Below are 23,303 nucleotides of genomic sequence, written 5' to 3'. Positions count from 1 at the left end.
GCGCCGTGATCTGCGTCCTGCTCCTGGCGGCGGGGGAGGCCTGGGAGTCGCCGGCCCTCGCGGACCTGGAGGGCCACCCCGGCGTGGTGGTCCTCAAGCGCTGCGTCGACGTCGACGACCTCCTGGCTGCGGTCACCAGCGGGCAGGCCGACGTCGCCGTGCTCTCGCTCGACGCGCCGGGCCTGGACCCGGCCAGCGTCGCCCACCTGCGCCGCCACGCCGTCCGACCGGTCGCGGTGACGCCTGCGCGCTCCGACGACCTCGACGCACGCGAGCACGCCCAGCGGCTGGGCATCACCGCCGTGGTGGGCCCGGGCGAGCTCCACACGCTGCCGACCGTCGTCACCACCGTCGAGGACGTCGCCGACACCCGCGGCTCCGTCGTCGACGAGGTCCTGCTCGCCCCGGAACCCGCAGCCAGCACAGGCCGGGTCGTCGTGGTGTGGGGACCCGCCGGCGCCCCCGGTCGTACGACGATCGCGACCAACCTGGCCTGCGAGGTCGCCCGACGACGGGTCGGCGTCGTGCTGGCCGACCTCGACCCCTACGGCGGGGCCGTGGCGCAGCAGCTCGGCATCCTCGACGAGGTGTCCGGGCTGCTGTCGGCGTCGCGGCTCGCCGCTTCCGGCCAGCTCGACGAGCGTTTCCCGTCGGTGTGCCGGGGGATCGGCGAGCACCTGGCGGTGGTGACCGGCCTCCCGAGGGCGGACCGCTGGCGCGAGGTCCGGACGGCCCAGGTGGACCAGCTGCTCGAGCGGGCCCGGGCCACCGGCGAGGTCGTCGTCGACACCGGGTTCTGCCTCGAGGACGAGGCCGGCACCGATCTCGGGGGTCGGCCCGGACGCAACGCCCTCACCCTCGCCTCCCTCGAGCAGGCCGACGAGATCGTCGTGGTGGGTGCTGCCGACCCGGTCGGGCTCGCCCGGCTGGCCCGGGGGCTGGTCGACCTGCGCGAGCGCGCCGCCGGGGTGCCGGTGCGGGTGGTCGTCAACCGGATGCGCGGCTCGATCGGCTGGTCCGAGAAGGACATCGCCCAGATGGTGGAGGGGTTCAGCCGCATCGCGGGCCTGCACTTCCTGCCCGAGGACCGACCGGGGGTGGACCGGGCGCTGGTGTCCGGCAGACCGCTGGGCGAGATCGGCGACTCCGCGCTCGTGCAGGGTCTCTCCGGCCTCGCCGACGCGATCTTCCCGGCGTCGGTGCATCACACCGAAAGGCGTCGAGGGTGGCCCGGCCGCCGGGCCCGGTGATTTGTCTCAGAAATTGCCCCAATTCTCAAGATCTGTCGTAGTTTGGGTTCTGAATCCAAGGAGAACCCACGGTGACCCACCCCCTTCGAGCCACGGTGCTGGCCCTGACCGCACTCACGCTGTGCACGGCGCCTGCCCTGGCGGCGCCGGTCAAGCGAGGCACGACCCAGAACGACGTGATTGTCGGGCGGGCCAAGGCGGACCACATCATGTCCCTGGGCGGCCACGACCGCATCCGCGGCTACGGCGGTGACGACACCATCTACGCCGGCAACGACAACGACATCGTCTACGGCGACGGCGGCAACGACTGGATCACCGCGCAGCCCGGCAACGACTGGATCGCGGGCGGCCTCGGCAACGACAAGATGGACGGCGGCTCGGGCGACGACGTGCTCTACGGCGGCGAGGGCGACGACATCATCTCGTCCAACGTCGGCAACGACACCGTCTACGGCGAGGCCGGCAACGACCTCCTCGGCGGCAACGACGGCGATGACCGCCTCTTCGGTGGCGAGGGCTCCGACAAGCACGTCGGTGGCGCCGGCAACGACTGGATCGACGGCGGTGCGGGTGACGACGGCGCCATCCAGGGCGGTCCCGGCGACGACGTGCTGATCGACGGCGACGGGCACGACTGGCTCATCAAGGGCGACGAGGGCAACGACGTCGTCTTCCTCGGACCGGGTGCCGACAAGGTCTTCAGCGAGCAGGGCGACGACACCATCTACGTCCTGCCCGACGGGTTCGTCGACAAGATCCGCTGCGACGACGGCACCCAGGAGAACGGCACGCTCGACCGTGTCTACTTCGTCGGGTGGCGCGACCCGCTGGACGTGGTCGACCCCTTCGGCAGCTGCGAGGTCGTCGAGATCATCGCCGACCTGCCCCTCGGCTGGCCCTACGGACCGGTGCCGGCTCCCTGACGGACGGTCACGCCGCGAACAGCAGGTAGAGACCGCCCACTGTGAAGCCCACCATGGCCACGAGCAGTGGCAGCTGACCCGTCAGCTGGTGCCGCGGCGGCAGGAGCTTGATCGCCCGGTCGTGGGCCGCGACGACCCCGACCACGTGGCCGAGGGCCACCGCCAGGACCTTCGTGACGGCCAGGAACGTCGGGTGCGCGGAGAGCCAGTAGTTGATCTGCAGGTCCGCGGTGCCGAGGTAGTCGTTGCCCCTGCTGAAGGGGTCGCTGAGCTGGATCAGGGTCTGCTGGCCGTACTCCACGAAGTAGGTCAGGTAGTGGGCCACGATGTAGCCCACGATGATCGGCACCACCGAGTGCGCGAACAGGTTGGGCAGGGCGCGTCGCGGGGTCTCGCTGCTCACGCCGGTGGCCATGGTCGCGACGGTCAGGACCAGCGCGACGCCGACCGAGAAGGTGATCAGGGCGAGCGTGTCGGGCCAGATCCGCAGCATCGAGAGCGACTGCACCAGCTTGAGCCAGGCCGTCGACTCCCGGAAGGAGTCGAACCCGGTGCTGCCGAAGAGCACGCCCACGACCGCCACGAGGCCGGGTCGCGGCACCACGGTGTCGAGGTTGGCCAGCGGACTGCGCAGGACCAGCGCGCCGTCGCGGCGGCCCCAGACCGACAGCTTCGCGACCAGCGAGGAGTAGACCTCGAACGGGTCGGCGCGCGCCAGGAACGTCGTACCGAACAGCGCGGATCCGATGAACATGATGCCGAGGTAGGCCGCCGCCCAGAGCCGGGCCGGGCCGAGGTCGGTCGAGTGGGGGTAGACCAGCTCGAGCCAGACGAAGGAGAAGAGGCCGAGCGCGGCCGGCCAGTAGCCGAGCCGCGCCGGGTAGGCGTACAGGCCCTCGCCCTCGGGCACGCCCGAGACCTTGGCGAACAGCATGCTGATCGTGCGGGCCGGACTGATCGCCTTGAAGAACGGTCCGAGCAGCAGGGACGCAGGCACCAGCCCGACCCAGAGCAGCACGTAGAACGTGCCGAAGAACGGATTGATGAGCGAGTCCTTGCCGAACACCGCAGCGGCACCGACATAGAGGAAGACCAGCATCCCGAACACGCGGCCGGCGACGGCGAGTGCCCGCGACGAGACCAGCCGGTCGAGCCACGCCGGCGCCGGGCGGCCGCTGGTCGCGGCGTCGTAGCGGGGCTTGCGCCAGGCGACGGCCAGCACCGTGAAGGAGATGACCAGAGCGGCGACCGCGCCGGCGATCGCCAGCTCGGACGGGATCGGCAGGTCCTTGGCGCCCCCCAGCCCGTGGGCCGAGATCACGTCGCCTGCGCGCAGCGGCGCCACGCTCAGCGGACTTCGAGCTGGAGCACGATCACGTCGGGCTCGTGGCTCTCGACCTCGACCACCCCTGGGCGGTCGATCGTGATCTCGTGCTCGGAGGTGCCGGCGTCGTAGGCGATCTCCTGCTCCGGCGTGCTGTGCACGTGGAGCTCGCCGGCCTCGTCGGCGGTGATCGTCAGGACGAGGGTCTGGTCGACCCCGAGCTCGACGCGCTCGCCGTTGGGGGTGAAGGCATCGCCCTCGCGGGTCACCGTCACCGCGGCGGAGTCGCCGTCGGTGTCCGTGCTGCCGGACGTGTCCGAGGTCTGGGTGCCACCCGACGGCTCGGCGTCGTCGGACCCGCAGGCGGTCAGGCCGACGGCCAGGACCAACGACAGGGCGGCCGGCATGACGAGTGGGGCAAGGCGCGTGAGGCCGCGACCGGACACAGGTTTCTCCTTCGAAGGTTCCGCGTGTGACGGTGGCCACGACGCACGTGGGCCACCGCCTCTGCCAGAATCCCATGCGGGACAAGAGTCACCGACGAGAGGGCACCACATGAGCGAGCGGCTCAGGCCGCGGGACCTGGCGATCCTTGCCGCAGAGTCCCCCACGACGCCCATGCACAACGCGACGGTGGAGATCTTCGACCCGGGTGACTCCGGCTTCGACCACGACCGGTTGGTCGACCTGATCGCCGACCGCATCGCCTTCGTGCCCCGCTACCGCCAGCGGCTCCAGCAGGTGCCGGGCCGGCTCGCCAACCCCGCGTGGGTGGACGACGAGAACTTCGACCTCGGCTACCACGTACGCCGCTCCGCGCTGCCGCGTCCCGGCACGATGGACCAGCTCCGCGAGCTCGTCGCACGCATCGCCTCCCGTCCGCTCGACCGCAGCCGCCCGCTGTGGGAGGTCTACTTCGTCGAGGGCCTGGCCCACGGCCACATCGCGCTGCTCACCAAGAGCCACCAGATCCTGGTCGACGGTCGCGAGACGGTCGACATCGGCCAGGTGCTGCTGGACACCTCGCCCGACCGGTCCACCCTGGGTCACGACGACGACTGGCGCCCCCGGCGTACGGCAGGACCGGTCGCGGCCGCGCTCAACGCGGTGACCGACAGCCTGGAGAGCCCGCGCACCGTGTGGTCCACCACCCGCGCCAACGCCGAGTCGGTGGGCCGGCAGGCCTCCGCGACCGGCGCCCGCGTCGCAGAGGTCGCCAACGCGCTCGCCGGGCGGGGGCCGGTGCACTCGACCCCCGTGCACCGTCGGCTCTCGCAGCAGCGCCGCTTCGTCGCCGTACGCACCGAGCTGGCCGACTACCGCAAGATCCGTGAGACCCACGGCGGCACCGTCAACGACGCCATCCTGGCCACCATCGCCGGCGGGCTGCGCGGCTGGCTGATGACGCGCGCGGAGTCGATGGGCGGGCTGAAGGCGATCAAGGCGATCGTGCCGATGTCGGTGATCGACGACGAGCTCGAGGCCACCTCCCTCGGCAGCCAGATCACCGGTCACCTGGTCAACCTGCCGATCGTCGAGCCGAGCCCGGTCGTCCGCCTCCACCAGGTGAGCTACGACCTCAAGGCCCACCGCGACAACGGCCGCAACGTCTCGGCCCGTCGTCTCTCCGGCATCGCGGGCTTCGCCCCGACGACGTTCCACGCACTGGGGTCGCGGCTGGCGCACGCGGAGCTGCGGCACGGCTTCCACGTCTCGATCACCAACGTCCCGGGCCCGCAGTTCCCTCTCTACGCCGACGGCGCGCGGATGCTCGAGTCCTATCCCGTGCACCCGCTGCTGCCCGACCACCCACTGGCCATCGGCGTCACGTCCTACGACGGTGGCGTGTTCTACGGCATCACCACTGACCGTGACGCCGTGCCGGACGCCGACATCCTGGGCCAGTGCGTGCTCGAGTCGCTCGAGGAGCTGAAGGACTCGGCGTCCGACTCGCGACCCCGGGCTCCCCGCGGCCGCAAGAAGGCCAGCCGGAAGGTGGAGAAGTGACCCGCCGCTACTTCCCCAGCACGCTGACGCGGCTCGCGGAGCAGTGGTCCGCGGACGGACCGGAGGTCGTGGACCCCGTCGTGGCCGAGGACGACGGCGAGGAGACGGAGTACGCCGCCCTGATGTCTGCTGCGGACGCCTCGGCCGAGCTGCTGGCCGGTCTCCCCGACGGCCGCCGACGCCGGGTCGTCGTGGTCGTCGAGACGGCCACCGAGGACGCCGACGTGAGGTGGCGCGACGTGGTCGCCGTGCACGTCGACAGCCGCGACGACGCCGATCCCGACGACGACCTCGCGTGGTGGGCCTCGCAGGAGATCGGCGACCTGCTCGCCTCCCTTTGAGCCCCGGCTGACTCTCTGACACGATCAGCCGCATGGACGCGATCACCTTCCCCCCGGCTCCGACCAACGAGACGAACCTGACCTACGCACCGGGCAGCCCGGAGCGCGAGGAGCTGGTCACCGAGCTGGCCCGGATGGAGCGGAAGCAGCAGTCCTTCAAGGCCGTGATCGGCGGCAAGCGGCGCAACGGTGGCGGTGCCGAGATCAAGGTCGTCCAGCCGCATGATCACGCCCACGTGCTCGGCACGCTGAAGAACTCCACGACCAAGGACGCCGAGGCCGCCGTCAAGGCCGCCACCGCGGCCGCACCCGACTGGCGCGCGATGCCGTTCGACGAGCGGTGCGCGATCCTGCTCAAGGCCGCCGACCTGCTGGCCGGTCCGTGGCGCCAGCGGCTCAACGCCGCGACCATGCTCGGGCAGTCCAAGACGGCCTACCAGGCCGAGATCGACGCCGCGTGCGAGCTGATCGACTTCTGGCGCTTCAACGTCCACTACGCCAAGCAGATCCTCACCGACCAGCCGATCGCCAACAGCCCCGGCATCTGGAACCGCACCGACCACCGCCCGCTCGAGGGCTTCGTCTACGCGATCACGCCGTTCAACTTCACCGCGATCGCCGGCAACCTGCCCACCGCCCCGGCGCTGATGGGCAACACGGTCATCTGGAAGCCGTCGCCGACCCAGCAGCTGGCCGCGTCGCTGACCATGGAGCTGCTCGAGGAGGCCGGCATGCCGCCCGGCGTCATCAACATGCTGCCCGGTGACGGGCTCGACGTCTCGAAGGTCGCGCTGACGCACCGCGACCTCGCCGGCATCCACTTCACCGGCTCGACGCCGACCTTCCAGCACCTGTGGGCCACCATCGGGCAGAACATCTCCGGCTACCGCACCTACCCGCGCATCGTGGGCGAGACCGGCGGCAAGGACTTCATCGTCGCCCACCCCAGCGCCGACCCCGACGTGCTGCGGGTCGCGATGATCCGCGGCTCCTTCGAGTTCCAGGGCCAGAAGTGCTCGGCCGCCTCGCGGGCCTACGTCCCGAGGTCGGTCTGGGCGAAGATCAAGGACCAGCTCATCGCCGACACCGAGGCGCTGTCGATGGGCGACGTGACCGACCTGTCGCACTTCATGGGTGCCGTCATCGACGACCGCGCGTTCGCCAAGCACAAGGCGGCCATCGCGCGCGCCAAGCGCACCAAGCACCTCACCGTGCTCGCCGGTGGCCAGGTCGACGACTCGGTCGGCTACTTCGTGCGGCCCACGATCATCGAGTCGACGGACCCGACCGACCAGATGTTCTCCGAGGAGTACTTCGGCCCGATCCTCGCGGTCCACGTCTACGACGACGAGCGCTTCGAGCAGGTCGTGGAGCAGATGGAGTCGTTCGCCCCGTACGCCCTCACCGGCGCGATCATCTCGCAGGACCGCGCAGCGATCGCGTGGGCGCGCAAGACGCTGCGCTTCGCGGCCGGCAACTTCTACATCAACGACAAGCCGACCGGCGCCGTCGTGGGTCAGCAGCCGTTCGGCGGTGGCCGCGCCTCGGGCACCAACGACAAGGCCGGTGCGGCGGTCAACCTGCTGCGCTGGACCTCGCCGCGCTCCATCAAGGAGACGTTCGTGCCGCCGAAGGACCACCGCTACCCGCACATGGGCTGACCGATGGTCCTCTGGCACATGGGTGCGCTGCACCCCTACGAGCAGGCTCTGGTGCTCCTGCTCGCGTTCGGTCCGTTCGTGGTGCTCGGGATCGTGGTGTGGCTCAGGATGCGCTCCGACCCCTGAGCCGGTGGGCCTCGAGACCGTCGAGCAGGAGGTCGAGGGTGAACTCGAACTCGGCTCGGCTGTCACACCAGCCCAGCACGTCGCCGTCCGCTGCGTGGAGCTCCGCGGCCACCATCGCGGTGACGTGCGGGAGGAGCTCGGCCATGGCGGCCAGCTCCTCCTCGGACTGGGCGCCGTCGCTGTCGCTCGCCGGGGCGAACAGCTCCTGGGTGAAGCCGAGGACCATGCTCCCCAGCGAGTGGAGCGCGCGATGACCCAGGTGATGGGTGAAGCCCGCGCCGACCATCGCGGCGAGGACCGCCTCGAAGTGGGCGAAGACGCTGGGTGGGATCGCGGTCCGCGACATCAGGAGCCCGGGGCCCCACCGGTGGCGCTCCATGACGTCCCGCGCGGCCAGACAACGATCGCGTACGCCGTCGCGCCAGTCCTCGCCGGTGCCGATGCCCGCCGTGGCGGTGTCGACCTCCGTCATCAGGTGCTCCACCAAGCCGTCGAGCAGCCCGGCCTTGCCGGGGAGGTGGTGGTAGAGCGACATCGCCTCGACACCCAGGTCGTCGGCGAGCGCCCGCATGGTGAGGCCGTCGAGGCCGGTCCGGTCGGCGCGGAGCACGGCGGCTGACAGCACGCCGTCGCGACTCAGCGTCCGCGGTCGACCCCGTCCTGCCACGAGTGACTCCTGCCTGTGAGCGCTGGTCTGGTCCGTCCGTTGCGCGACGCTACCGGGTGTGGTTACCTTACATCGTAAGAATACCCTTACGACGTAAGGAAATGCCATGAGCGCCACCCGGACTGCCACCGCCTCGACCACGACCGCGCGACCCGATGCGCCGTGGGCCACGCGTCGCACCGCCGGTGTCACCGGCGCCCTCTACCTGGCTCTCGCCGTCGCCGGGGGGATCGGCTTCCTCGTTGTGCGACCGATGCTCGCGGACGCGGACGCGGCAGTGACCCTGGCCCACCTGCGCGAGCACGAGACGCTGGCGCGCGTGGGCCTGGCACTGGAGATGGCACTGGTCGTCTTCCAGGCCCTCGCCGCGCTGTGGTTCTTCCGCCTGTTCCACGCGGTGGACGACTTCGCCGCCGCCGCCATCGCCGTCTTCGGCGTGCTCAACTCGGTGGCCGTCCTTGCCAGCGCCGCGTGCCTGGCCACCGCGCTCGAGGCTGCCCTCGGCGGAGCCGGCGGCGACCCCGGCACGCCCCAGCTGATGTACGAGCTCAGTGAGAACTTCTGGGGCGTGGGCAACCTGTTCTTCGGCCTCTGGCTGGTGCCCATGGGCATCTGCGTCCTGCGCTCGGGCACGATGCCGCGTCTCCTGGGGCGCGTCCTCGTCGTCGGCGGCGCCGGCTACGTGCTCAGCGGCTTCGTGGCCTACCTGTGGCCGGACCTGGCGCTCGTGCCGGACCTGCTGGTGGCGCCCGCCACCGTGGGGGAGCTGTGGATGGTGGGCTACCTGCTCGTGCGCGGCACAGGGACTCGCAGCTAGCGCGCGAGCCACTCCACGCCGACCTCGTGCTCCTTGTCCAGCGCGTGCTTGACCATGTCGGCGATCATGCCCTCGACCTTGCCGCCGACCAGCGGGATCCGGACGGTGACGGCGAGCTCGACGGTCTCGGTCGTGGTGCCGCCGGACTCGACGAGGACGAGCGTGCCGACCGCCTCGCCGGGCTTGCCCGGGATGGCGAGCTCGATCTGGGCGGCGGTCGGGGAGGTCCAGGTCTCGGTCTGCACGATGACGATCTCGTCGCCGACGAACGAGCGCGCGAAGGACGGGATGTCCGCGCCCGAGCGGACCTGCTCGATCCTCGCGACGTCGCCGTCGATGTCGACGGAGCCGCGCAGCACGCGCTGGCGCTCGAGCACCGCCTGGCGGAATGCCGGGTCGTCGAGCATCGCGGTCACGGCCTCGGCCGGGGCGTCGTACGTCAGCGTCTTGGTGAGCTTCTTCATGACGCCCATCATGGCCTACCGGGGCTCCACCACCCTGTGTTGTGACGGTCACATGGTGGGTCCTATGGTCGGAGCGTGGCGACGCCTGAGGAGACCAAGGACCATCAGCTCGACGCGGCAGCGCAGGTGCGCCCCGAGTGGGGCGACCTGCTCCGCGACTACTACCGCCACGTCGCGCCGGAGGAGGTCGCCGAGCGCTCGCCGGAGGATCTGTTCGGCGCCCTGGCCTCCCACCGTGAGCTTGCCGTGTCGCGCCCGCAGGGTACGGCGACCGTGCGCGTCGTGACGCCCACCAGCGCGGAGTCCGGCTGGTCCGCTTCCGGTCGCTCGGTGGTCGAGGTGGTCACTGACGACATGCCGTTCCTGGTCGACTCGGTGACGATGGAGCTCAATCGGCTCGGCCACAACGTGCACTCCGTCGTCCACCCGCAGTTCTCGGTCGACCGCGACATCACCGGAGCGCTGCAGCACGTGACGTCGATCGCCGAGGACCTCCACGCCGACACCTCGCGCGGGTCCGAGGCCGGGGCCGAGTCCTGGATGCACGTCGAGATCGACCGCACCGACGACGCCGAGGCCGCCGAGATCACCGAGGGCGTCCAGCGGGTGCTGCGCGACGTACGCGAGTCGGTGGAGGACTGGGCCAAGATGCACGCCCAGGTGCTCGCCGTCGTCGCCGGGCTCACCGACGACCCGCCGCCGCTGCCCGCCGACGAGCTGGACGAGGGCCGCGACTTCCTCACCTGGCTGGCCGACGACCACTTCACCTTCCTCGGCTACCGCGAGTACCAGCTCGAGGCCGACGAGGACGCCCCCGACGAGTGCGGCCTGCGCGCCGTCCCCGGGTCAGGCCTCGGCATCCTGCGCCACGACCAGGACCTGTCCAGCGCGTTCGCCAAGCTGCCGCCGATCGCGAAGGCGAAGGCGCGGGAGAAGACGCTGCTCGTGCTGGCCAAGGCCAACTCCCGCGCGACGGTCCACCGTCCGGCCTACCTCGACTACGTCGGCGTGAAGACGTTCGGTGCGGACGGGGAGGTCGTCGGCGAGCGCCGCTTCCTGGGCCTCTTCTCCAGCGCCGCCTACACCGAGTCCGTCACCCGGATCCCGGTGCTGCGCGAGAAGGTCACCGAGGTGATGCGCCGGGCCGGTTTCGACCCGCGCAGCCACGCCGGCAAGGCGTTGATGGACACCCTCGAGAACTACCCCCGCGACGAGCTCTTCCACACCTCGCCCGCCGAGCTGGCGCCGGTCGCCCAGGACGTCATGTTCGCGCGCGAGCGCCGCCAGCTGCGCGCCTTCGTGCGCCGCGACACCTACGGCCGCTACGTGTCGGTCCTGGTCTACCTGCCCCGCGACCGCTACAGCACCGCCGTGCGCGAGCGGTTCTCCGACATCCTGCGCGACGACCTCGGCGGCGAGCACGTCGAGTTCACGGCTCGCGTCAACGAGTCGACGACCGCGCGCGTGCACTTCGTGGTCCACCCGCCCAAGGGCGGTCACATCCCCGACGTAGACGTCGCCGACCTCGAACGCCGTCTCACCGAGGCGTCGCGCTCGTGGCGTGACGACTTCATGGCGTCGGTGGTCAGCGAGTACGGCGAGGAGCGCGGCTCCCAGCTCGCGCGGGCCTGGTCGGTCGCCTTCCCCGAGGCCTACAAGGAGGACTACAGCCCGCAGCGCGGGTCCGCCGACGTCGGCCGGATCGAGGACATCGAGGGTGCGCAGGGCATCGACCTCGCGCTCTTCGACCAGGACGGCGAGGCCGGCACCTACCGCCGCGGCGAGTCGCGGCTCAAGGTGTTCCGCGTCGGCGAGCCCCTGTCGCTCAGCACGATGCTCCCGATGCTCACCTCGATGGGGGTGGAGGTCGTCGACGAGCGCCCCTACTCGCTCGAGGGACTGGCCCGGCCGTCCTACATCTACGAGTTCGGCCTGCGCCACGGGCGCACCCTGTCGCCCCACGAGCGGACCCTCTTCGCCGAGGCGCTGCGTGCGGTCTGGGACGGCTTCAACGAGATCGACGGCTTCAACCAGCTGGTGCTCGCCGCCGGGCTGACCTGGCGCCAGGCCACGGTCCTGCGGGCGTACGCGAAGTACCTCAAGCAGGGCAACTCGCCCTTCGCCCTCGACTACATCGAGGAGGCGCTGCGCAGCAACGTCGACATCACGCGCCTGCTCGTCGAGCTCTTCGAGTCGCGCTTCGACCCGGGCCGCGGCGAGCGCGCCCTCGAGCACGACGCCGAGGCCCGCGTGGCCAAGGTCGAGGCCGTCGAGGAGCGCCTGGCGAAGGCTCTGGACGACGTGGTCAGCCTCGACCACGACCGCATCCTCCGCTCCTACCGCACGCTCGTCCGCGCGACCCTGCGGACCAACTTCTTCCAGCGCACGGCTGCGGGCGACGTCCACCCGTACATGAGCTTCAAGCTCGAGCCCTCGGCGATCCCCGACCTGCCCGAGCCGCGCCCGCGCTTCGAGATCTTCGTCTACAGCCCGCGCGTGGAGGGCTCGCACCTGCGCTTCGGTGCGGTCGCCCGCGGCGGCCTGCGCTGGTCCGACCGGCGCGACGACTTCCGCACCGAGGTGCTCGGCCTGGTCAAGGCGCAGATGGTCAAGAACACCGTGATCGTTCCGGTGGGCGCGAAGGGCGCCTTCTTCTGCAAGCAGCTCCCCGACCCCTCCGACCGCGACGCGTGGCTGGCCGAGGGCGTGGCCTGCTACAAGACCTTCATCTCCGGCCTCCTCGACATCACCGACAACCTCGTCGACGGCGAGCCGGTGCCGCCGCGCGAGGTCGTACGCCACGACGGTGACGACTCCTACCTCGTGGTGGCAGCCGACAAGGGCACCGCGACCTTCTCCGACATCGCCAACGGTGTCGCCAAGGACTACGGCTTCTGGCTCGGCGACGCGTTCGCGTCGGGCGGCTCGGTGGGCTACGACCACAAGGCGATGGGCATCACCGCCAAGGGCGCGTGGGTCTCGGTGCAGCGGCACTTCCGCGAGATGGGGATCGACTGCCAGGCCGAGGACTTCACCGCCGTGGGCATCGGCGACATGTCCGGCGACGTCTTCGGCAACGGGCTGCTCTGCTCCGAGCACACCCGGCTCGTGGCCGCCTTCGACCACCGCGACATCTTCATCGACCCCGACCCGGACGCTGCGTCGTCCTACGTCGAGCGCCAGCGGCTCTTCGACCTGCCCCGGTCGAGCTGGAAGGACTACGACTCCTCGCTGATCTCCGAGGGCGGCGGTGTGTGGCCCCGCTCGGCCAAGTCGATCCCGGTCTCCGCGCAGGCCCGCGCCGTGCTGGGGCTCGCGTCCGACGTCACGGCGCTGACCCCGGCGGAGCTGATGAAGGCGATCCTGGTCGCGCCCGTCGACCTGCTCTGGAACGGCGGCATCGGCACCTACGTCAAGGCGTCGGAGGAGACCAACGCCGACGCCGGCGACAAGGCCAACGACGCGATCCGCGTCAACGGCGAGGACCTGCGAGCCACGTGCATCGGCGAGGGCGGCAACCTCGGATTCACCCAGCTGGGCCGCGTGGAGTACGCCCGCTACGGCGCCGGCGGCAGGGGTGGCCGGATGAACACCGACTTCATCGACAACTCCGCGGGCGTCGACACCTCCGACCACGAGGTGAACATCAAGATCCTGCTCGACCGGGTCGTCCGCACCGGTGCGATGGACGAGGCCGGTCGCAACACCCTGCTCGCGGCGATGACCGACGAGGTCGGCCAGCTGGTGCTGCGTGACAACTACGAGCAGAACCTCGCGCTCGCCAACGCCGAGGCGCACGCGCCGTCGCTGCTGCACGTGCACGAGGAGTGGATGCGCGCGCTGGAGAAGCGCGGCGTGCTCAACCGCGACCTCGAGGGACTGCCGACGACGCGGCAGGTGCGACGTCGTCTCGACCGCAAGCAGGCGCTGTCCGGGCCGGAGCTCTCGGTCCTGCTCGCGTGGACCAAGATCGTGCTCGCCGACGAGCTGATCGACTCCGACCTGCCCGACGACCCCTACCTCCGCGAGGACCTGCTGGCCTACTTCCCCAGCCGCATGAAGCCGGACCTGGAGGCGGCGATCGAGGACCACCCGCTGCGCCGCGAGATCATCGTGACGCAGGTCGTCAACGACCTCGTCAACGGCGCCGGGATGACCTTCTGGCCGAGGCTGGCGGGGGAGACCGGTGCGAGTCCGGCGGACCTCACGCGCGCCAACTTCGTGGCCCGCGAGATCTTCGGCTCGTTGCCGCTGCGGCAGGAGATGGCCGCGCTGGACAACCAGGTGCCGGCCGAGCGGCAGACCCGGATGCGGATCGAGATGCGTACGCTCGTGGAGCGCGCGTCGCGCTGGCTGGTGACCAACCGTCGCCCTCCGCTCGACTCGCAGGCCACCGTCGACTTCTTCCGCGGGCGGGTGCAGGCCGTGATGGCCGAGCTGCCGAGCATCATGAGCGGCCGCGAGCTCGACGACTACCGGGCCCGTGAGAAGCGGCTCAGCGACCAGGGGGTCCCCGACGACCTCGCCTCGCGGGTCGCGGGGCTGGCACCGGCGTACGCCCTGCTCGGGATCGTGGAGACGGCCGACCGCCTCGACCTCGACCCGGTGGAGGTGGCGCGCGTCCACTTCGCCCTCGGTGAGCGGCTCGGCCTCCCGGCACTGGTCGAGCGGATCTTCGCGCTGCCGCGCGACGACCGCTGGCAGACGATGGCGCGGGCCGCGGTGCGCGACGACCTCTACGGCGTGCACCAGCAGCTGACCGCCCAGGTCCTCGGGTCCACCGCTGCCGACGACAGCGCCCCGGCGCGCGTGGCCGAGTGGGAGAACGCGGACGAGGAGCTGATCGGACGCTCGGCCGCCACGCTGGAGGAGATCTGCCGCGAGGAGACCGCCGAGCTGGCGCGCCTGTCCGTGGGGCTGCGGGTGGTGCGCGGCCTGCTGTCCTGACGTCCCGGTGGGGACGCGTCAGAAGAGCAGGACCGCGGCGACGATGCCCGCGGCCACCACGGCCCACCGGAAGACCGCGTCGGGCAGCTTGCGCCCGATGCGGGCGCCGACGTAGCCGCCGACCAGCGAGCCGGCCGCCAGCAGCACCACGACGTCCCAGCGCGGGTCAGCCACCACCACGAAGATCAGGCCGGCGACGATGTTGCCGACCATCAGCGACAGCGTCTTGAGGCCGTTGACGATCCGCAGCTCGAGGTCGGTGCCGAGACCGAGCACGGCCACCATCATCACGCCCGCACCGGCGCCGAAGTAGCCTCCGTAGACGCCGGTGACGGTCGCGAACGCCGTCGTCGCGGGCGACATGTGCCGCCGTTCGGCGCGGGCCTCGCCGTGTCGCGCGTCGTGCCGCGCGCGCAACCACCGCGCGATCCGTGGCTGGGCGCCGACGAGCAGGCAGGTGAACAGGATCAGCCACGGCACGACGGCCTCGAACACCCCGGGCGGCAGGCCGAGCAGCAGCGCCGCACCGGCCACCGCGCCGAGGGCGCAGACGATGACGATCGACCGCGCGATGGGTCCGGCCTCCCGGACCTCCTCGCGGTAGCCGAGCACCCCGCCGATCCCGCCGGGGATCAGGCCGAGGGTGTTGGAGACGTTGGCCACGACCGGCGGCAGCCCGAGGGCGACGAGGACCGGGAAGCTGAGCAGCGACGCCACCCCCACGGTGGACGAGAGCACGCCCGCCCCGAGCCCGGTCGCGACGACCAGGAGCGCCTCGGCGAGGGTCACGGGGCCTCGCGCAGCAGGGCGACGTCGCTGACCATCTCGACGTGGGCGTGCATGGCTGCGGCGGCCGCGTCGGGGTCGCCGGCACGGATCGCCTCGGCGATGGCGCGGTGCCCGGCGAGCGAGTCCTGCGGCCGACCGGGCTGGCCCAGCGACTCCAGCCGGGTCTCCTTGACGAGGTCGCCGATCTCGTCCATCAGCCGCGCCAGCAGCAGCGAGTGCGAGGCCGCGGTGACGGCGCCGTGGAACCGCTCGTCGCCCTCCACCCCACGACCGCCGGCCTCGATGTCGGCCTCCATGAACGCCAGCGCGTCGTCGATGCGGGCGAGGTCGTCGTCCGTACGCCGGGCCGCGGCGAGCGCGGCGATCTTGGTCTCCAGCGCGTCGCGGGTCTCGATGACCTCGGGGAGCCGGTCGGCGTGCCTGCGGATCGCCTCGACGATGCGGGTCGACTGCTGGTGCCGCGCGGTGACGACGGTCCCGTCGCCGTGGCGTACCTCCACGACACCCACCACCTCGAGCGCCACGAGGGCCTGGCTGAGCGTCGCCCGGCTCACCCCGAGCCGTTGGGCCAGCTCACGCTCGGGTGGCAGCTTGTCGCCGGCGGCGAGCCCGTTGTCACTGATCCACGACGAGATCTGGCCGGCCACCTGCTCGTAGAGTCGGGTGCGCAGCAACCGGGGAGGGAACGACTCGCTCATACGGGCAGCCTATTGACTCGCGGCTCATTGTCCTATTGGCTAGGCCACTGAGCCAAGCACGTGACGAGGGTCACCCCCCGACCACCGCCGTGCGGCCATCGACCTCGGAGGTTCGAGATGGGTCCGGAATGGGTGGCGATCCTCGCCCTCGTCGCATTGTTCGTGATCGGCACGCTGCTGCCGATCAACATGGGAGCGCTGGCCTACGTCGCCGCATGGCTCGTCGGGATGTATGCCCTCGACCTCACGGAGAAGGAGATCCTGGCCGGTGTCAGCGGTGACCTGATCCTGACGCTCATCGGGGTCACGTACCTCTTCGCGATCGCGCGCAACAACGGCACGGTCGACCTCATCGTGCGTACGGCGGTGCGCGGGGTCGGCGGTCGTGTGGCACTCATCCCGTGGGTGATGTTCGCGGTGACCGCGGTGCTGACCGGCATCGGCGCGGTGAGCCCGGCCGCCTGCGCCATCATCGGCCCGATCGCCCTCGGCTTCGCCGGTCGCTACGGCATCAGCCCGCTGATGATGGGCATGTTCGTCGTGCACGGTGCGCAGGCCGGCGGCTTCTCGCCGATCAGCATCTACGGCGTGATCACCAACTCCGTGATGGAGGACGCGGGCCTCCCGTCGAGCGAGATCACCGTCTTCCTCGCCAGCCTGATCGTCAACACGATCATGGCCGCGATCCTCTTCGTCGCCCTCGGCGGCCGCAAGCTGATGGCGATGCGGATCGACCCCGACGAGCCCGACACGCTGGACGAGGACCTCCACCGCGGTGGCGCCACGGTGCCGGCCCGTGGCTACGGCACGTCCGCGCCCACCGGCACCCAGGCCCAGGGCGTACGCCGTGACCAGGTCCTCACCCTCCTCGCCTTCGTCGGCGTCGCGCTGATCGCGCTGGTCTTCGACAAGAACATCGGCTTCGTCGCGATCACCGCGGCCGTGATCCTGGCCATGCTCAACGCCCAGGAGCACAAGGACGCGGTCAAGCAGATCGCCTGGCCGACCGTCCTCCTGGTCGCGGGCGTGAGCACCTACGCCACGATCCTCACCACCGCCGGCTCGCCGGAGTTCGTCGGGACGTGGGCCGCGGGCCTCGGTGCGGCCGCCATCGGCGCCCTGATCCTCTGCTACGTCGGAGGTGTCGTCTCGGCGTTCGCCTCCTCCACGGCGCTGCTGCCGGTGATCATCCCGATCGCCGTGCCGCTGATCGCCGACGGCGGGATCAACGCCGCGCTGTTCGTCGCCGCCCTGGCCGTGTCGTCGACCATCGTCGACGTCAGCCCGTTCAGCACCAACGGCGCCCTGATGCTGGCCAACAAGCCCGACTCCATCAGCGAGCCGGTCTACTACAAGCAGATCCTCGGCTACGGCGTCATCGTCACCCTGGTCGGGCCGCTGCTCGTCTGGGCCGCCCTCGTCCTCCCCGGATGGTGAACCCGCTCATGACCGGACCGCTCGCAGACCTCCTCGTCGTCGACCTCACCCGTGCCCTCGCCGGGCCGCACGCCACGCAGATGCTGGGAGACCTCGGCGCCCGCGTGATCAAGGTGGAGTCGCCCGGCAGCGGCGACGACACCCGCGGCTGGGGGCCGCCGTTCGTCGGCGAGCCCGACGCGCGCCAGTCGACGTACTTCCTGTGCACCAACCGGAACAAGGAGTCCATCGCCCTCGACCTCAAGAACCCCACCGACAAGGACGTCCTGCTAGGGCTCGTCGACCGTGCCGACGTGCTGGTCGAGAACTTCCGCACCGGTGTCCTGGAGCGCCTCGGCCTCGGGATCGAGGAGCTGATGCGCCGCAACCCGCGGCTCGTCGTCCTCTCGATCACCGGCTTCGGCCACGACGGACCCGAGGGCGGTCGCGCGGGCTACGACCAGATCGCCCAGGGCGAGGCCGGCCTGATGTCGCTGACCGGCTCGGGTCCCGACGACCCCCAGCGGGTCGGGGTACCGATCGCGGACCTGCTGTCGGGGATGTACGGCGCCTACGGCGTGATGGCTGCGCTCCACGAGCGGCACGCGACCGGCAAGGGCCAGGTGGTGCGTACGTCGTTGCTCGCGTCGGTCGTCGGGGTGCACGCCTTCCAGGGCACCCGCTGGACCGTCGCCGGCGAGGTCGGCCGGGCACAGGGCAACCACCACCCGTCGATCGCGCCCTACGGGCTGTTCCGCTGCCGCGACGGTGCCGTGCAGATCGCGCTCGGCAGCGAGGGGCTGTGGAGGCGCTTCTGCGAGGGCTTCGGGCTCGACCCCGACGCCGAGGGCCTCGCGACCAACCAGGAGCGGGTCGCCGTGCGCGAGCGCGTCATCGAGGTCGTCGAGCAGGCGTTCGCCGACTGGGACGCCGAGCCCCTGCTCGCACGCCTGGCCGAGGTCGGCGTGCCGGCCGGCAAGGTGCGCAGCCTCGACGAGGTCTACGAGTGGGACCAGGTCGCCAGCCAGGGACTGCTCGTCGACGTCGAGCACTCGACGCTCGGCCACCTGACCCTTCCCGGCCCGCCGCTGCGGTTCTTCGACGCGGAGGGGACCGAGGTCACCCGGCGTGACCACGCGGCGCCGCCGCTCCTCGACGAGCATGCCGACGAGATCCGCGCCTGGGTCGGGGGTGGAGGAGCGTGACCCGTCGTTGGTCGGCCCACGAGCTGCTGAACCTCGTCCTCGATCCCGGCACCTTCACGTCCTGGGACTCACCCGTCGACCTGTCCGGCGTGGACCCGTCCTACCGCGCGGTCCTCGAGGCCGCCGCCGCGAGGGCCGGCACCGACGAGTCGGTGCTCACCGGTCGCGGTGAGGTCCGCGGCCGGCCGGTGGCCGTCGTGGTCAACGAGTTCGGCTTCCTCGCCGGGTCGATCGGCCGAGCCGCTGCGGACCGCATCATCGCCGCCGTACGCCGTGCCACCGCCGACGGGCTCCCGCTGCTGGCCAGCACCGCGTCGGGTGGCACCCGGATGCAGGAGGGCACGCCCGCCTTCGTGCGGATGGCGGAGATCTCCCGGGCGCTGGTGGACCACCGCGCCGCCGGACTGCCCTACCTCGTCCACCTGCGCCATCCCACGACCGGTGGCGTGTACGCCTCGTGGGGATCGCTCGGTCACGTCACCGTCGCCGAGCCCGGGGCGCTGGTCGGCTTCCTCGGACCCAAGGTCTACGAGGCGCTCAACGGGCGCCCGTTCCGTCCCGGGGTGCAGGTCGCGGAGAACCTCGCGGCCGTCGGCGTGATCGACGGCGTCGTCGCAGCGGAGGACCTGCCCGAGATGGTCGACCTCGCGTTGGCCGTCCTGGTCGACGCACCCGGTCCGGGTCGGCTGTCCGGACGCCCCGCCCGACCGCTGGCCGGACTGACGGCGTGGGACAGCATCGAGCGCACCCGACGTACGGACCGCATCGGGCTCCGTGACCTCCTCGCCCACGGCGCGTCCGGCACGATCCAGCTGCGCGGCACCGACGAGGGCGAGCGCGACTCGACCGTGATGGTCGCCCTGACCCGGATAGACGACCAGCCGTGCGTCGTCGTCGGGCAGGACCGCGCGCGCCAGGCGCCCGGGCACGCGATGGGACCGGGCGCCCTGCGCGAGGCCCGCCGCGGCATGCGCCTCGCCGAGGAGCTCGGCCTGCCGCTGGTCACCGTCATCGACACCCCGGGCGCCGAGCTGTCGCCCGACGCGGAGGAGCGCGCCATCGCGGGCGAGATCGCCCGCTGCATCGCGACCCTGACCACGATGAGCGTCCCCACCCTGGCGGTGATCCTCGGCCAGGGTTGCGGGGGAGGAGCGCTGGCCTTCCTGCCCGCGCAGACCGTCATCGCCACCGAGCACGCCTGGCTCTCGCCGCTACCGCCCGAGGGCGCGAGCGTCATCGTGCACGGCGACGTCCACCACGCGGCCGAGATGGCCGAGCGGCAGCGCGTACGGGCGATCGACCTGCTGGCCGACGGGATCGTGCACCGCGTGGTGCCCGAGGTCGACGGCGAGCCCGTCCGAGACCTCGCCGTCGCCGTGGCCGCGGAGGTCTCCGCGCTGCTGCGCGAGCGGGTGGGCGGGGCGTTGGCGGTCGGCGCCTGAGGTGCCCGGCGCCGGTGCCCTGGTGGGCGGTGCGTGGCGCAGGTTCTGCGCGCCCCGAACCTGCCTGATGCACCGGCGACTCCACCTCGCCCACCTGCGAGGTGCGTGAGGCAGGTTCGGCGTCGTCAGAACCTGCTTCACGCACCGCACAGGGGTGGGCGCGTCAGCTGGCCTTCTTAGCCTGCTTCTTCGCAGCCGTCTTCTTGGCGGGGGCCTTCTTGGCGGCAGCCTTCTTCGCCGGCGCCTTCTTGGCCGCGGTCTTCTTGGCTGCCGACTTCTTCGCGACCGACTTCTTCGCGGCCGGCTTCTCGTCGGCGTCCTCCGCCTCCTCGCCGCGGGCGGTCTTCGCCGCCGCCACCGACTTCTGCAGGGCCGCCAGCAGGTCGATGACCTCGCCGGAGGTCTTGGTGGAGGTCTCGGTGCGCTTGATCTCGCCGCCCTCGATCTTCGACTTCACCAGGGCCTCGACAGCACCGGCGTAGTCGTCCTCGAACTCACTGGCGTCGAAGTCGCCGGCGAGCGTCTCGACGAGCATGTGCGCCATCTTCACCTCGGCCGGCTTGACGTCGCCGGCCTCGACGGAGAAGTCCGGTGCGCGGATCTCGTCGGGCCACATCATCGTCTGGAGCACGATCACGTCGTCCTTCACGCGGAGCACGGCGATGCTGGTGCGCTGGCGCAGCGCGACCGTCACGACCGCCATCCGGTCGGCGTCGAGCAGAGCCTGGCGGAGCAGGGCGTACGGCTTGGCGCCGGCGCCCTCGGGCTCGAGGTAGTAGGACTTCTCGAAGAGCAGCGGGTCGATCTGGTCGCGGGGCACGAACTTCTCGACCGCGATCTCACGCGAGGACGTCGACGGCAGCTCGGCCATGTCGTCGTCGGTGAGGATGACCATCTCGCCGTCCTCGGTCTCGTAGCCCTTCGCGATGTCGGCGTACGCCACCTCCTCGCCGTCGAGCGAGCAGACGCGCTGGTACTTGATCCGACCGCCGTCCTTGGCGTGCACCTGACGGAAGGAGACGTCGTGGCTCTCGGTGGCGGCATAGAGCTTCACCGGGACGCTGACCAGGCCGAAGGAGACTGCACCCTTCCAGATCGCTCGCATGGGGTAAGCATGTCCCATGCGCCCCATGCTCGCCACCAAGGGAGACGTCGTCCCCACCGGCGACGAGTGGTCCCACGAGGTGAAGTGGGACGGGGTCCGGATGCTCGCCGACGTGGCCGACGGCGCGGAGCGCGCCCGCCTGACCACCCGCAACGGCAACGACGCCACGATCGCGTGGCCGGACGTCAGCCCTGCCCCGATGGACGGACGCGACCTGCTGGTCGACGGCGAGATCATCGGCATCAACGACGCCGGGGTGCCCGACTTCGCGGTCATCCAGGAGCGGATGCACGTCCGCTCGGCCACCACCGCGGCCCGGCTCGCGAAGGCCGTCCCCGCCACCTTCATGGTCTTCGACGTGATGCGCCTCGACGGCCGCGACCTCACGTCGCTGCCCCTGGCCGAGCGCCGCGAGATCCTCCAGGGCCTCGACCTCGGCGGCTGGCAGGTGCCCCCGACGTACGACGACGGCGCGATGCTGCGGGACGCGACCCTGGCCCAGGGACTGGAGGGCATCGTCTCCAAGCGACTCACCTCGACCTACCAGCCCGGGGTGCGGAGCAAGGCGTGGCTGAAGTTCGCCCACCGGCACCGGTTCTCCTTCGTGGTCGGGGGCTGGCGGCCGCAGGAGGGCACGAAGGACCGGCTCGCCGCCCTGCTGGTGGGGGAGCCGACCGCAGACGGGCTGCTCTACCGCGGCCGGGTGGGCAGCGGGATCAGTGGTGCGGCCAGCCGCCTGCTCGGCGCGCAGCTCGGCGGCCGGGCCCTCGACGCCAGTCCGTTCGCCGACGACGTACCCGCGGTCGACGCGCGCGGCACCTTCTGGGTGGAACCCTTCCTCGTGGTCGACGTCGACTCGCTCAACAAGATGCCGATCAGCCGGCTGCGACAACCGTCCTACCGGGGCATCCGGACCGACATCGACGCCGCCGACCTGCTGGAGGGATGAGATGAGCGAGATCCAGGTCGACGTCGAGGGCCGCACCCTCACGATCAGCAACCTCGACAAGGTGCTCTACCCGCGCACCGGCACGACGAAGGGCGAGGTGCTCAACTACTACGCCCAGGTCTCGCCGGTGCTCCTGCCGCACCTCAAGGACCGCGCGGTGACGCGGATCCGCTGGCCGCACGGCGTGGAGGGGGCGAGCTTCTTCGAGAAGAACGCGCCGGCCGGCACGCCGTCGTGGGTGCGTACGGCGGAGGTGCCGAGCACGGGCTCGCGCTCCGGCAAGGGCGACACGACCCTCCGCTTCCCGATCTGCGACGACCTGGCGACGCTGACCTGGCTGGCCAACCTCGCAGCCCTCGAGCTGCACGTCCACCAGTGGACCGTCGACGCCGACGGGACCCCGCGCCATCCCGACCGGCTGGTGATCGACCTCGACCCGGGCGACCCGGCGGGGCTCCACGAGTGCGCGCAGGTGGCGCTGCTGGTGCGTGACGCGCTCGCCGAGCGCGACCTCGGGTGTACGCCGGTCACGAGCGGCAGCAAGGGCCTCCATCTCTATGCCCCGATGCCCGGCGGCGGCGACAGCCTGGACAGCGACGGCACCACCGCGCTGGCCAAGGAGGTCGCCGAGGCCCTCCAGAAGGAGCACCCGGCCCTGGTGACCGCCACCATGACCAAGGCCAAGCGGCCCGGCAAGGTGTTCCTCGACTGGTCGCAGAACTCGGGCTCGAAGACGACCGTCTCGCCGTACTCGCTGCGCGGCCGCGAGCGACCGACCGCCGCGACCCCACTGACCTGGGACGAGGTCGAGGCGGGCGCCGAGGACGAGCTGGCGCTCGAGCAGTTCTCGATGGACCAGGTGCTGGAGCGGGTCGCGGAGCACGGCGACCTGTTCGAGGCCTGAATCTGCCCGGTCATCCCCGATCGCACCCGAAATCGTCCCAATCTTTTCCTTTGTGTCACCGGTGTGAGGGTCTGGTGTGGATCGCACCGTCGGATCCTTGGACACATGACCCGCCTCCTCCTGATCCCCGTCGCAGTCCTCCTGGCTGCCGGCGGCGTGGTGCTCGGGCCGGCCGAGCAGGCACCGGCCTCCCCGTCCCAGAGCGTGGTCGCACCCTCGGGTCACATGGTGATTCAGACCCCCAACCGCTGACCCTCCCTCTATG

The 23,303-nt window shown here is 71.3% G+C and carries 21 protein-coding genes; 14 read left to right on the top strand and 7 right to left on the bottom strand.

The genetic code is table 11. The features are described 5' to 3' along the window. Window positions 1-5 precede the first annotated feature (5 nt). Window positions 6-1,250 carry a CpaE/TadZ family protein gene (locus tag BM127_RS00585; RefSeq protein ID WP_091193048.1) on the top strand — a complete coding sequence of 415 codons (1,245 nt, stop codon included), beginning with the start codon at window positions 6-8 and terminating at the stop codon, window positions 1,248-1,250. 71 nt (window positions 1,251-1,321) lie between these two features. After that, window positions 1,322-2,176 (top strand): calcium-binding protein, encoded by an 855-nt coding sequence (locus BM127_RS00580; RefSeq protein ID WP_139227528.1) that lies wholly within the window; start codon window positions 1,322-1,324, stop codon window positions 2,174-2,176. 7 nt (window positions 2,177-2,183) lie between these two features. On the opposite strand, the gene BM127_RS00575 is transcribed toward BM127_RS00580, so the two are convergent. After that, window positions 2,184-3,521, bottom strand: a complete 1,338-nt coding sequence (locus BM127_RS00575; RefSeq protein ID WP_231263149.1) for a hypothetical protein — start codon at window positions 3,519-3,521, stop codon at window positions 2,184-2,186. Between the two features lie 2 nt (window positions 3,522-3,523). Next, window positions 3,524-3,946 (bottom strand): hypothetical protein, encoded by a 423-nt coding sequence (locus BM127_RS00570; protein ID WP_231263150.1) that lies wholly within the window; start codon window positions 3,944-3,946, stop codon window positions 3,524-3,526. 109 nt (window positions 3,947-4,055) lie between these two features. Here BM127_RS00570 and BM127_RS00565 point away from each other — a divergent pair, with 109 nt between their 5' ends. The 4 genes from BM127_RS00565 to BM127_RS22940 are packed head-to-tail and all read left to right on the top strand — an operon-like array spanning window position 4,056 to window position 7,635. After that, entirely contained in the window at window positions 4,056-5,507 is a 1,452-nt protein-coding gene (locus BM127_RS00565) for a WS/DGAT/MGAT family O-acyltransferase (RefSeq protein WP_091193045.1), read from the top strand. Then, window positions 5,504-5,848, top strand: a complete 345-nt coding sequence (locus BM127_RS00560) for a DUF6912 family protein (RefSeq protein ID WP_091193044.1) — start codon at window positions 5,504-5,506, stop codon at window positions 5,846-5,848. The genes BM127_RS00565 and BM127_RS00560 overlap by 4 nt, the downstream gene beginning before the upstream one ends. 32 nt (window positions 5,849-5,880) lie before the next feature. Then, a complete protein-coding gene (pruA, locus tag BM127_RS00555) occupies window positions 5,881-7,509 on the top strand; it encodes an L-glutamate gamma-semialdehyde dehydrogenase (RefSeq protein WP_091193042.1) in 1,629 nt (542 codons plus the stop codon). Between the two features lie 3 nt (window positions 7,510-7,512). Next, window positions 7,513-7,635 carry a hypothetical protein gene (locus tag BM127_RS22940; RefSeq protein WP_269212861.1) on the top strand — a complete coding sequence of 41 codons (123 nt, stop codon included), beginning with the start codon at window positions 7,513-7,515 and terminating at the stop codon, window positions 7,633-7,635. Here the strand turns inward: BM127_RS22940 and BM127_RS00550 are convergent. After that, window positions 7,613-8,302 carry a TetR/AcrR family transcriptional regulator C-terminal domain-containing protein gene (locus BM127_RS00550; protein ID WP_198554448.1) on the bottom strand — a complete coding sequence of 230 codons (690 nt, stop codon included), beginning with the start codon at window positions 8,300-8,302 and terminating at the stop codon, window positions 7,613-7,615. The genes BM127_RS22940 and BM127_RS00550 overlap by 23 nt on opposite strands. 106 nt (window positions 8,303-8,408) lie before the next feature. On the opposite strand from BM127_RS00550, the gene BM127_RS00545 reads away from it, so the two are divergent. Further along, on the top strand, window positions 8,409-9,119 hold the full coding sequence (locus tag BM127_RS00545) for a DUF4386 domain-containing protein (RefSeq protein ID WP_091193039.1): 711 nt from the start codon (window positions 8,409-8,411) through the stop codon (window positions 9,117-9,119). Here the strand turns inward: BM127_RS00545 and BM127_RS00540 are convergent. Beyond that, the gene (locus BM127_RS00540) at window positions 9,116-9,583 is read right to left on the bottom strand and encodes a DUF2505 domain-containing protein (RefSeq protein ID WP_157829633.1); all 468 of its coding nucleotides are present in this window, start codon (window positions 9,581-9,583) and stop codon (window positions 9,116-9,118) included. The genes BM127_RS00545 and BM127_RS00540 overlap by 4 nt on opposite strands. A 75-nt stretch (window positions 9,584-9,658) precedes the next feature. On the opposite strand from BM127_RS00540, the gene BM127_RS00535 reads away from it, so the two are divergent. Beyond that, window positions 9,659-14,530 (top strand): NAD-glutamate dehydrogenase, encoded by a 4,872-nt coding sequence (locus BM127_RS00535; protein ID WP_091193036.1) that lies wholly within the window; start codon window positions 9,659-9,661, stop codon window positions 14,528-14,530. 18 nt (window positions 14,531-14,548) lie between these two features. Here the strand turns inward: BM127_RS00535 and BM127_RS00530 are convergent, their stop codons facing one another. Next, window positions 14,549-15,319, bottom strand: coding sequence for a sulfite exporter TauE/SafE family protein (locus tag BM127_RS00530; protein WP_091193034.1), 771 nt, complete (start codon window positions 15,317-15,319; stop codon window positions 14,549-14,551). Further along, window positions 15,316-16,017 (bottom strand): FadR/GntR family transcriptional regulator, encoded by a 702-nt coding sequence (locus tag BM127_RS00525; RefSeq protein ID WP_091193033.1) that lies wholly within the window; start codon window positions 16,015-16,017, stop codon window positions 15,316-15,318. Before BM127_RS00525 ends, BM127_RS00530 begins: the two co-directional genes overlap by 4 nt. A 117-nt stretch (window positions 16,018-16,134) precedes the next feature. Here BM127_RS00525 and BM127_RS00520 point away from each other — a divergent pair, with 117 nt between their 5' ends. Genes BM127_RS00520 through BM127_RS00510 form a run of 3 tightly spaced genes read left to right on the top strand, consistent with a single transcriptional unit; the run spans window position 16,135 to window position 20,080 of the window. After that, window positions 16,135-17,454, top strand: coding sequence for an SLC13 family permease (locus BM127_RS00520; RefSeq protein ID WP_091193031.1), 1,320 nt, complete (start codon window positions 16,135-16,137; stop codon window positions 17,452-17,454). Window positions 17,455-17,462: 8 nt separating this feature from the next. Then, window positions 17,463-18,638 (top strand): CaiB/BaiF CoA transferase family protein, encoded by a 1,176-nt coding sequence (locus tag BM127_RS00515; protein ID WP_091195235.1) that lies wholly within the window; start codon window positions 17,463-17,465, stop codon window positions 18,636-18,638. After that, on the top strand, window positions 18,635-20,080 hold the full coding sequence (locus tag BM127_RS00510) for a carboxyl transferase domain-containing protein (RefSeq protein ID WP_091193030.1): 1,446 nt from the start codon (window positions 18,635-18,637) through the stop codon (window positions 20,078-20,080). Before BM127_RS00515 ends, BM127_RS00510 begins: the two co-directional genes overlap by 4 nt. Before the next feature lie 163 nt (window positions 20,081-20,243). Here BM127_RS00510 and ku read toward each other — a convergent pair whose 3' ends face one another. Next, window positions 20,244-21,185, bottom strand: a complete 942-nt coding sequence (gene ku / locus BM127_RS00505) for a non-homologous end joining protein Ku (protein WP_091193027.1) — start codon at window positions 21,183-21,185, stop codon at window positions 20,244-20,246. Window positions 21,186-21,201: 16 nt separating this feature from the next. On the opposite strand from ku, the gene BM127_RS00500 reads away from it, so the two are divergent. The 3 genes from BM127_RS00500 to BM127_RS22050 all read left to right on the top strand — a co-directional run bounded on the left by BM127_RS00500 (window position 21,202) and on the right by BM127_RS22050 (window position 23,290). Next, window positions 21,202-22,134 (top strand): ATP-dependent DNA ligase, encoded by a 933-nt coding sequence (locus tag BM127_RS00500; RefSeq protein WP_091193024.1) that lies wholly within the window; start codon window positions 21,202-21,204, stop codon window positions 22,132-22,134. Window position 22,135: 1 nt separating this feature from the next. Further along, window positions 22,136-23,038: a non-homologous end-joining DNA ligase gene (gene ligD / locus BM127_RS00495; protein ID WP_091193022.1), complete on the top strand. Its 903-nt coding sequence runs from the start codon at window positions 22,136-22,138 to the stop codon at window positions 23,036-23,038. 105 nt (window positions 23,039-23,143) lie between these two features. Beyond that, window positions 23,144-23,290 (top strand): hypothetical protein, encoded by a 147-nt coding sequence (locus BM127_RS22050; RefSeq protein ID WP_157829632.1) that lies wholly within the window; start codon window positions 23,144-23,146, stop codon window positions 23,288-23,290. Window positions 23,291-23,303: the final 13 nt, after the last annotated feature.

It is taken from the genome of Nocardioides alpinus, assembly GCF_900112035.1.
Classification (GTDB): Bacteria; Actinomycetota; Actinomycetes; order Propionibacteriales; family Nocardioidaceae; genus Nocardioides; species Nocardioides alpinus.
Note: the sequence above shows the minus strand (reverse complement) of the source record. Positions and strands in the feature narration are given on the sequence as shown.

Coding starts and splice junctions, on each gene's coding strand:
- BM127_RS00565 (WP_091193045.1), top strand. CDS start 4,056: ATGAGCGAGCGGCTCAGGCCGCGGGACCTGGCGATCCTTGCCGCAGAG.
- pruA (WP_091193042.1), top strand. CDS start 5,881: ATGGACGCGATCACCTTCCCCCCGGCTCCGACCAACGAGACGAACCTG.
- BM127_RS22940 (WP_269212861.1), top strand. CDS start 7,513: ATGGTCCTCTGGCACATGGGTGCGCTGCACCCCTACGAGCAGGCTCTG.
- BM127_RS00545 (WP_091193039.1), top strand. CDS start 8,409: ATGAGCGCCACCCGGACTGCCACCGCCTCGACCACGACCGCGCGACCC.
- BM127_RS00540 (WP_157829633.1), bottom strand. CDS start 9,583: ATGAAGAAGCTCACCAAGACGCTGACGTACGACGCCCCGGCCGAGGCC.
- BM127_RS00525 (WP_091193033.1), bottom strand. CDS start 16,017: ATGAGCGAGTCGTTCCCTCCCCGGTTGCTGCGCACCCGACTCTACGAG.
- BM127_RS00520 (WP_091193031.1), top strand. CDS start 16,135: ATGGGTCCGGAATGGGTGGCGATCCTCGCCCTCGTCGCATTGTTCGTG.
- BM127_RS00515 (WP_091195235.1), top strand. CDS start 17,463: ATGACCGGACCGCTCGCAGACCTCCTCGTCGTCGACCTCACCCGTGCC.
- ku (WP_091193027.1), bottom strand. CDS start 21,185: ATGCGAGCGATCTGGAAGGGTGCAGTCTCCTTCGGCCTGGTCAGCGTC.
- BM127_RS00500 (WP_091193024.1), top strand. CDS start 21,202: ATGCGCCCCATGCTCGCCACCAAGGGAGACGTCGTCCCCACCGGCGAC.
- ligD (WP_091193022.1), top strand. CDS start 22,136: ATGAGCGAGATCCAGGTCGACGTCGAGGGCCGCACCCTCACGATCAGC.
- BM127_RS22050 (WP_157829632.1), top strand. CDS start 23,144: ATGACCCGCCTCCTCCTGATCCCCGTCGCAGTCCTCCTGGCTGCCGGC.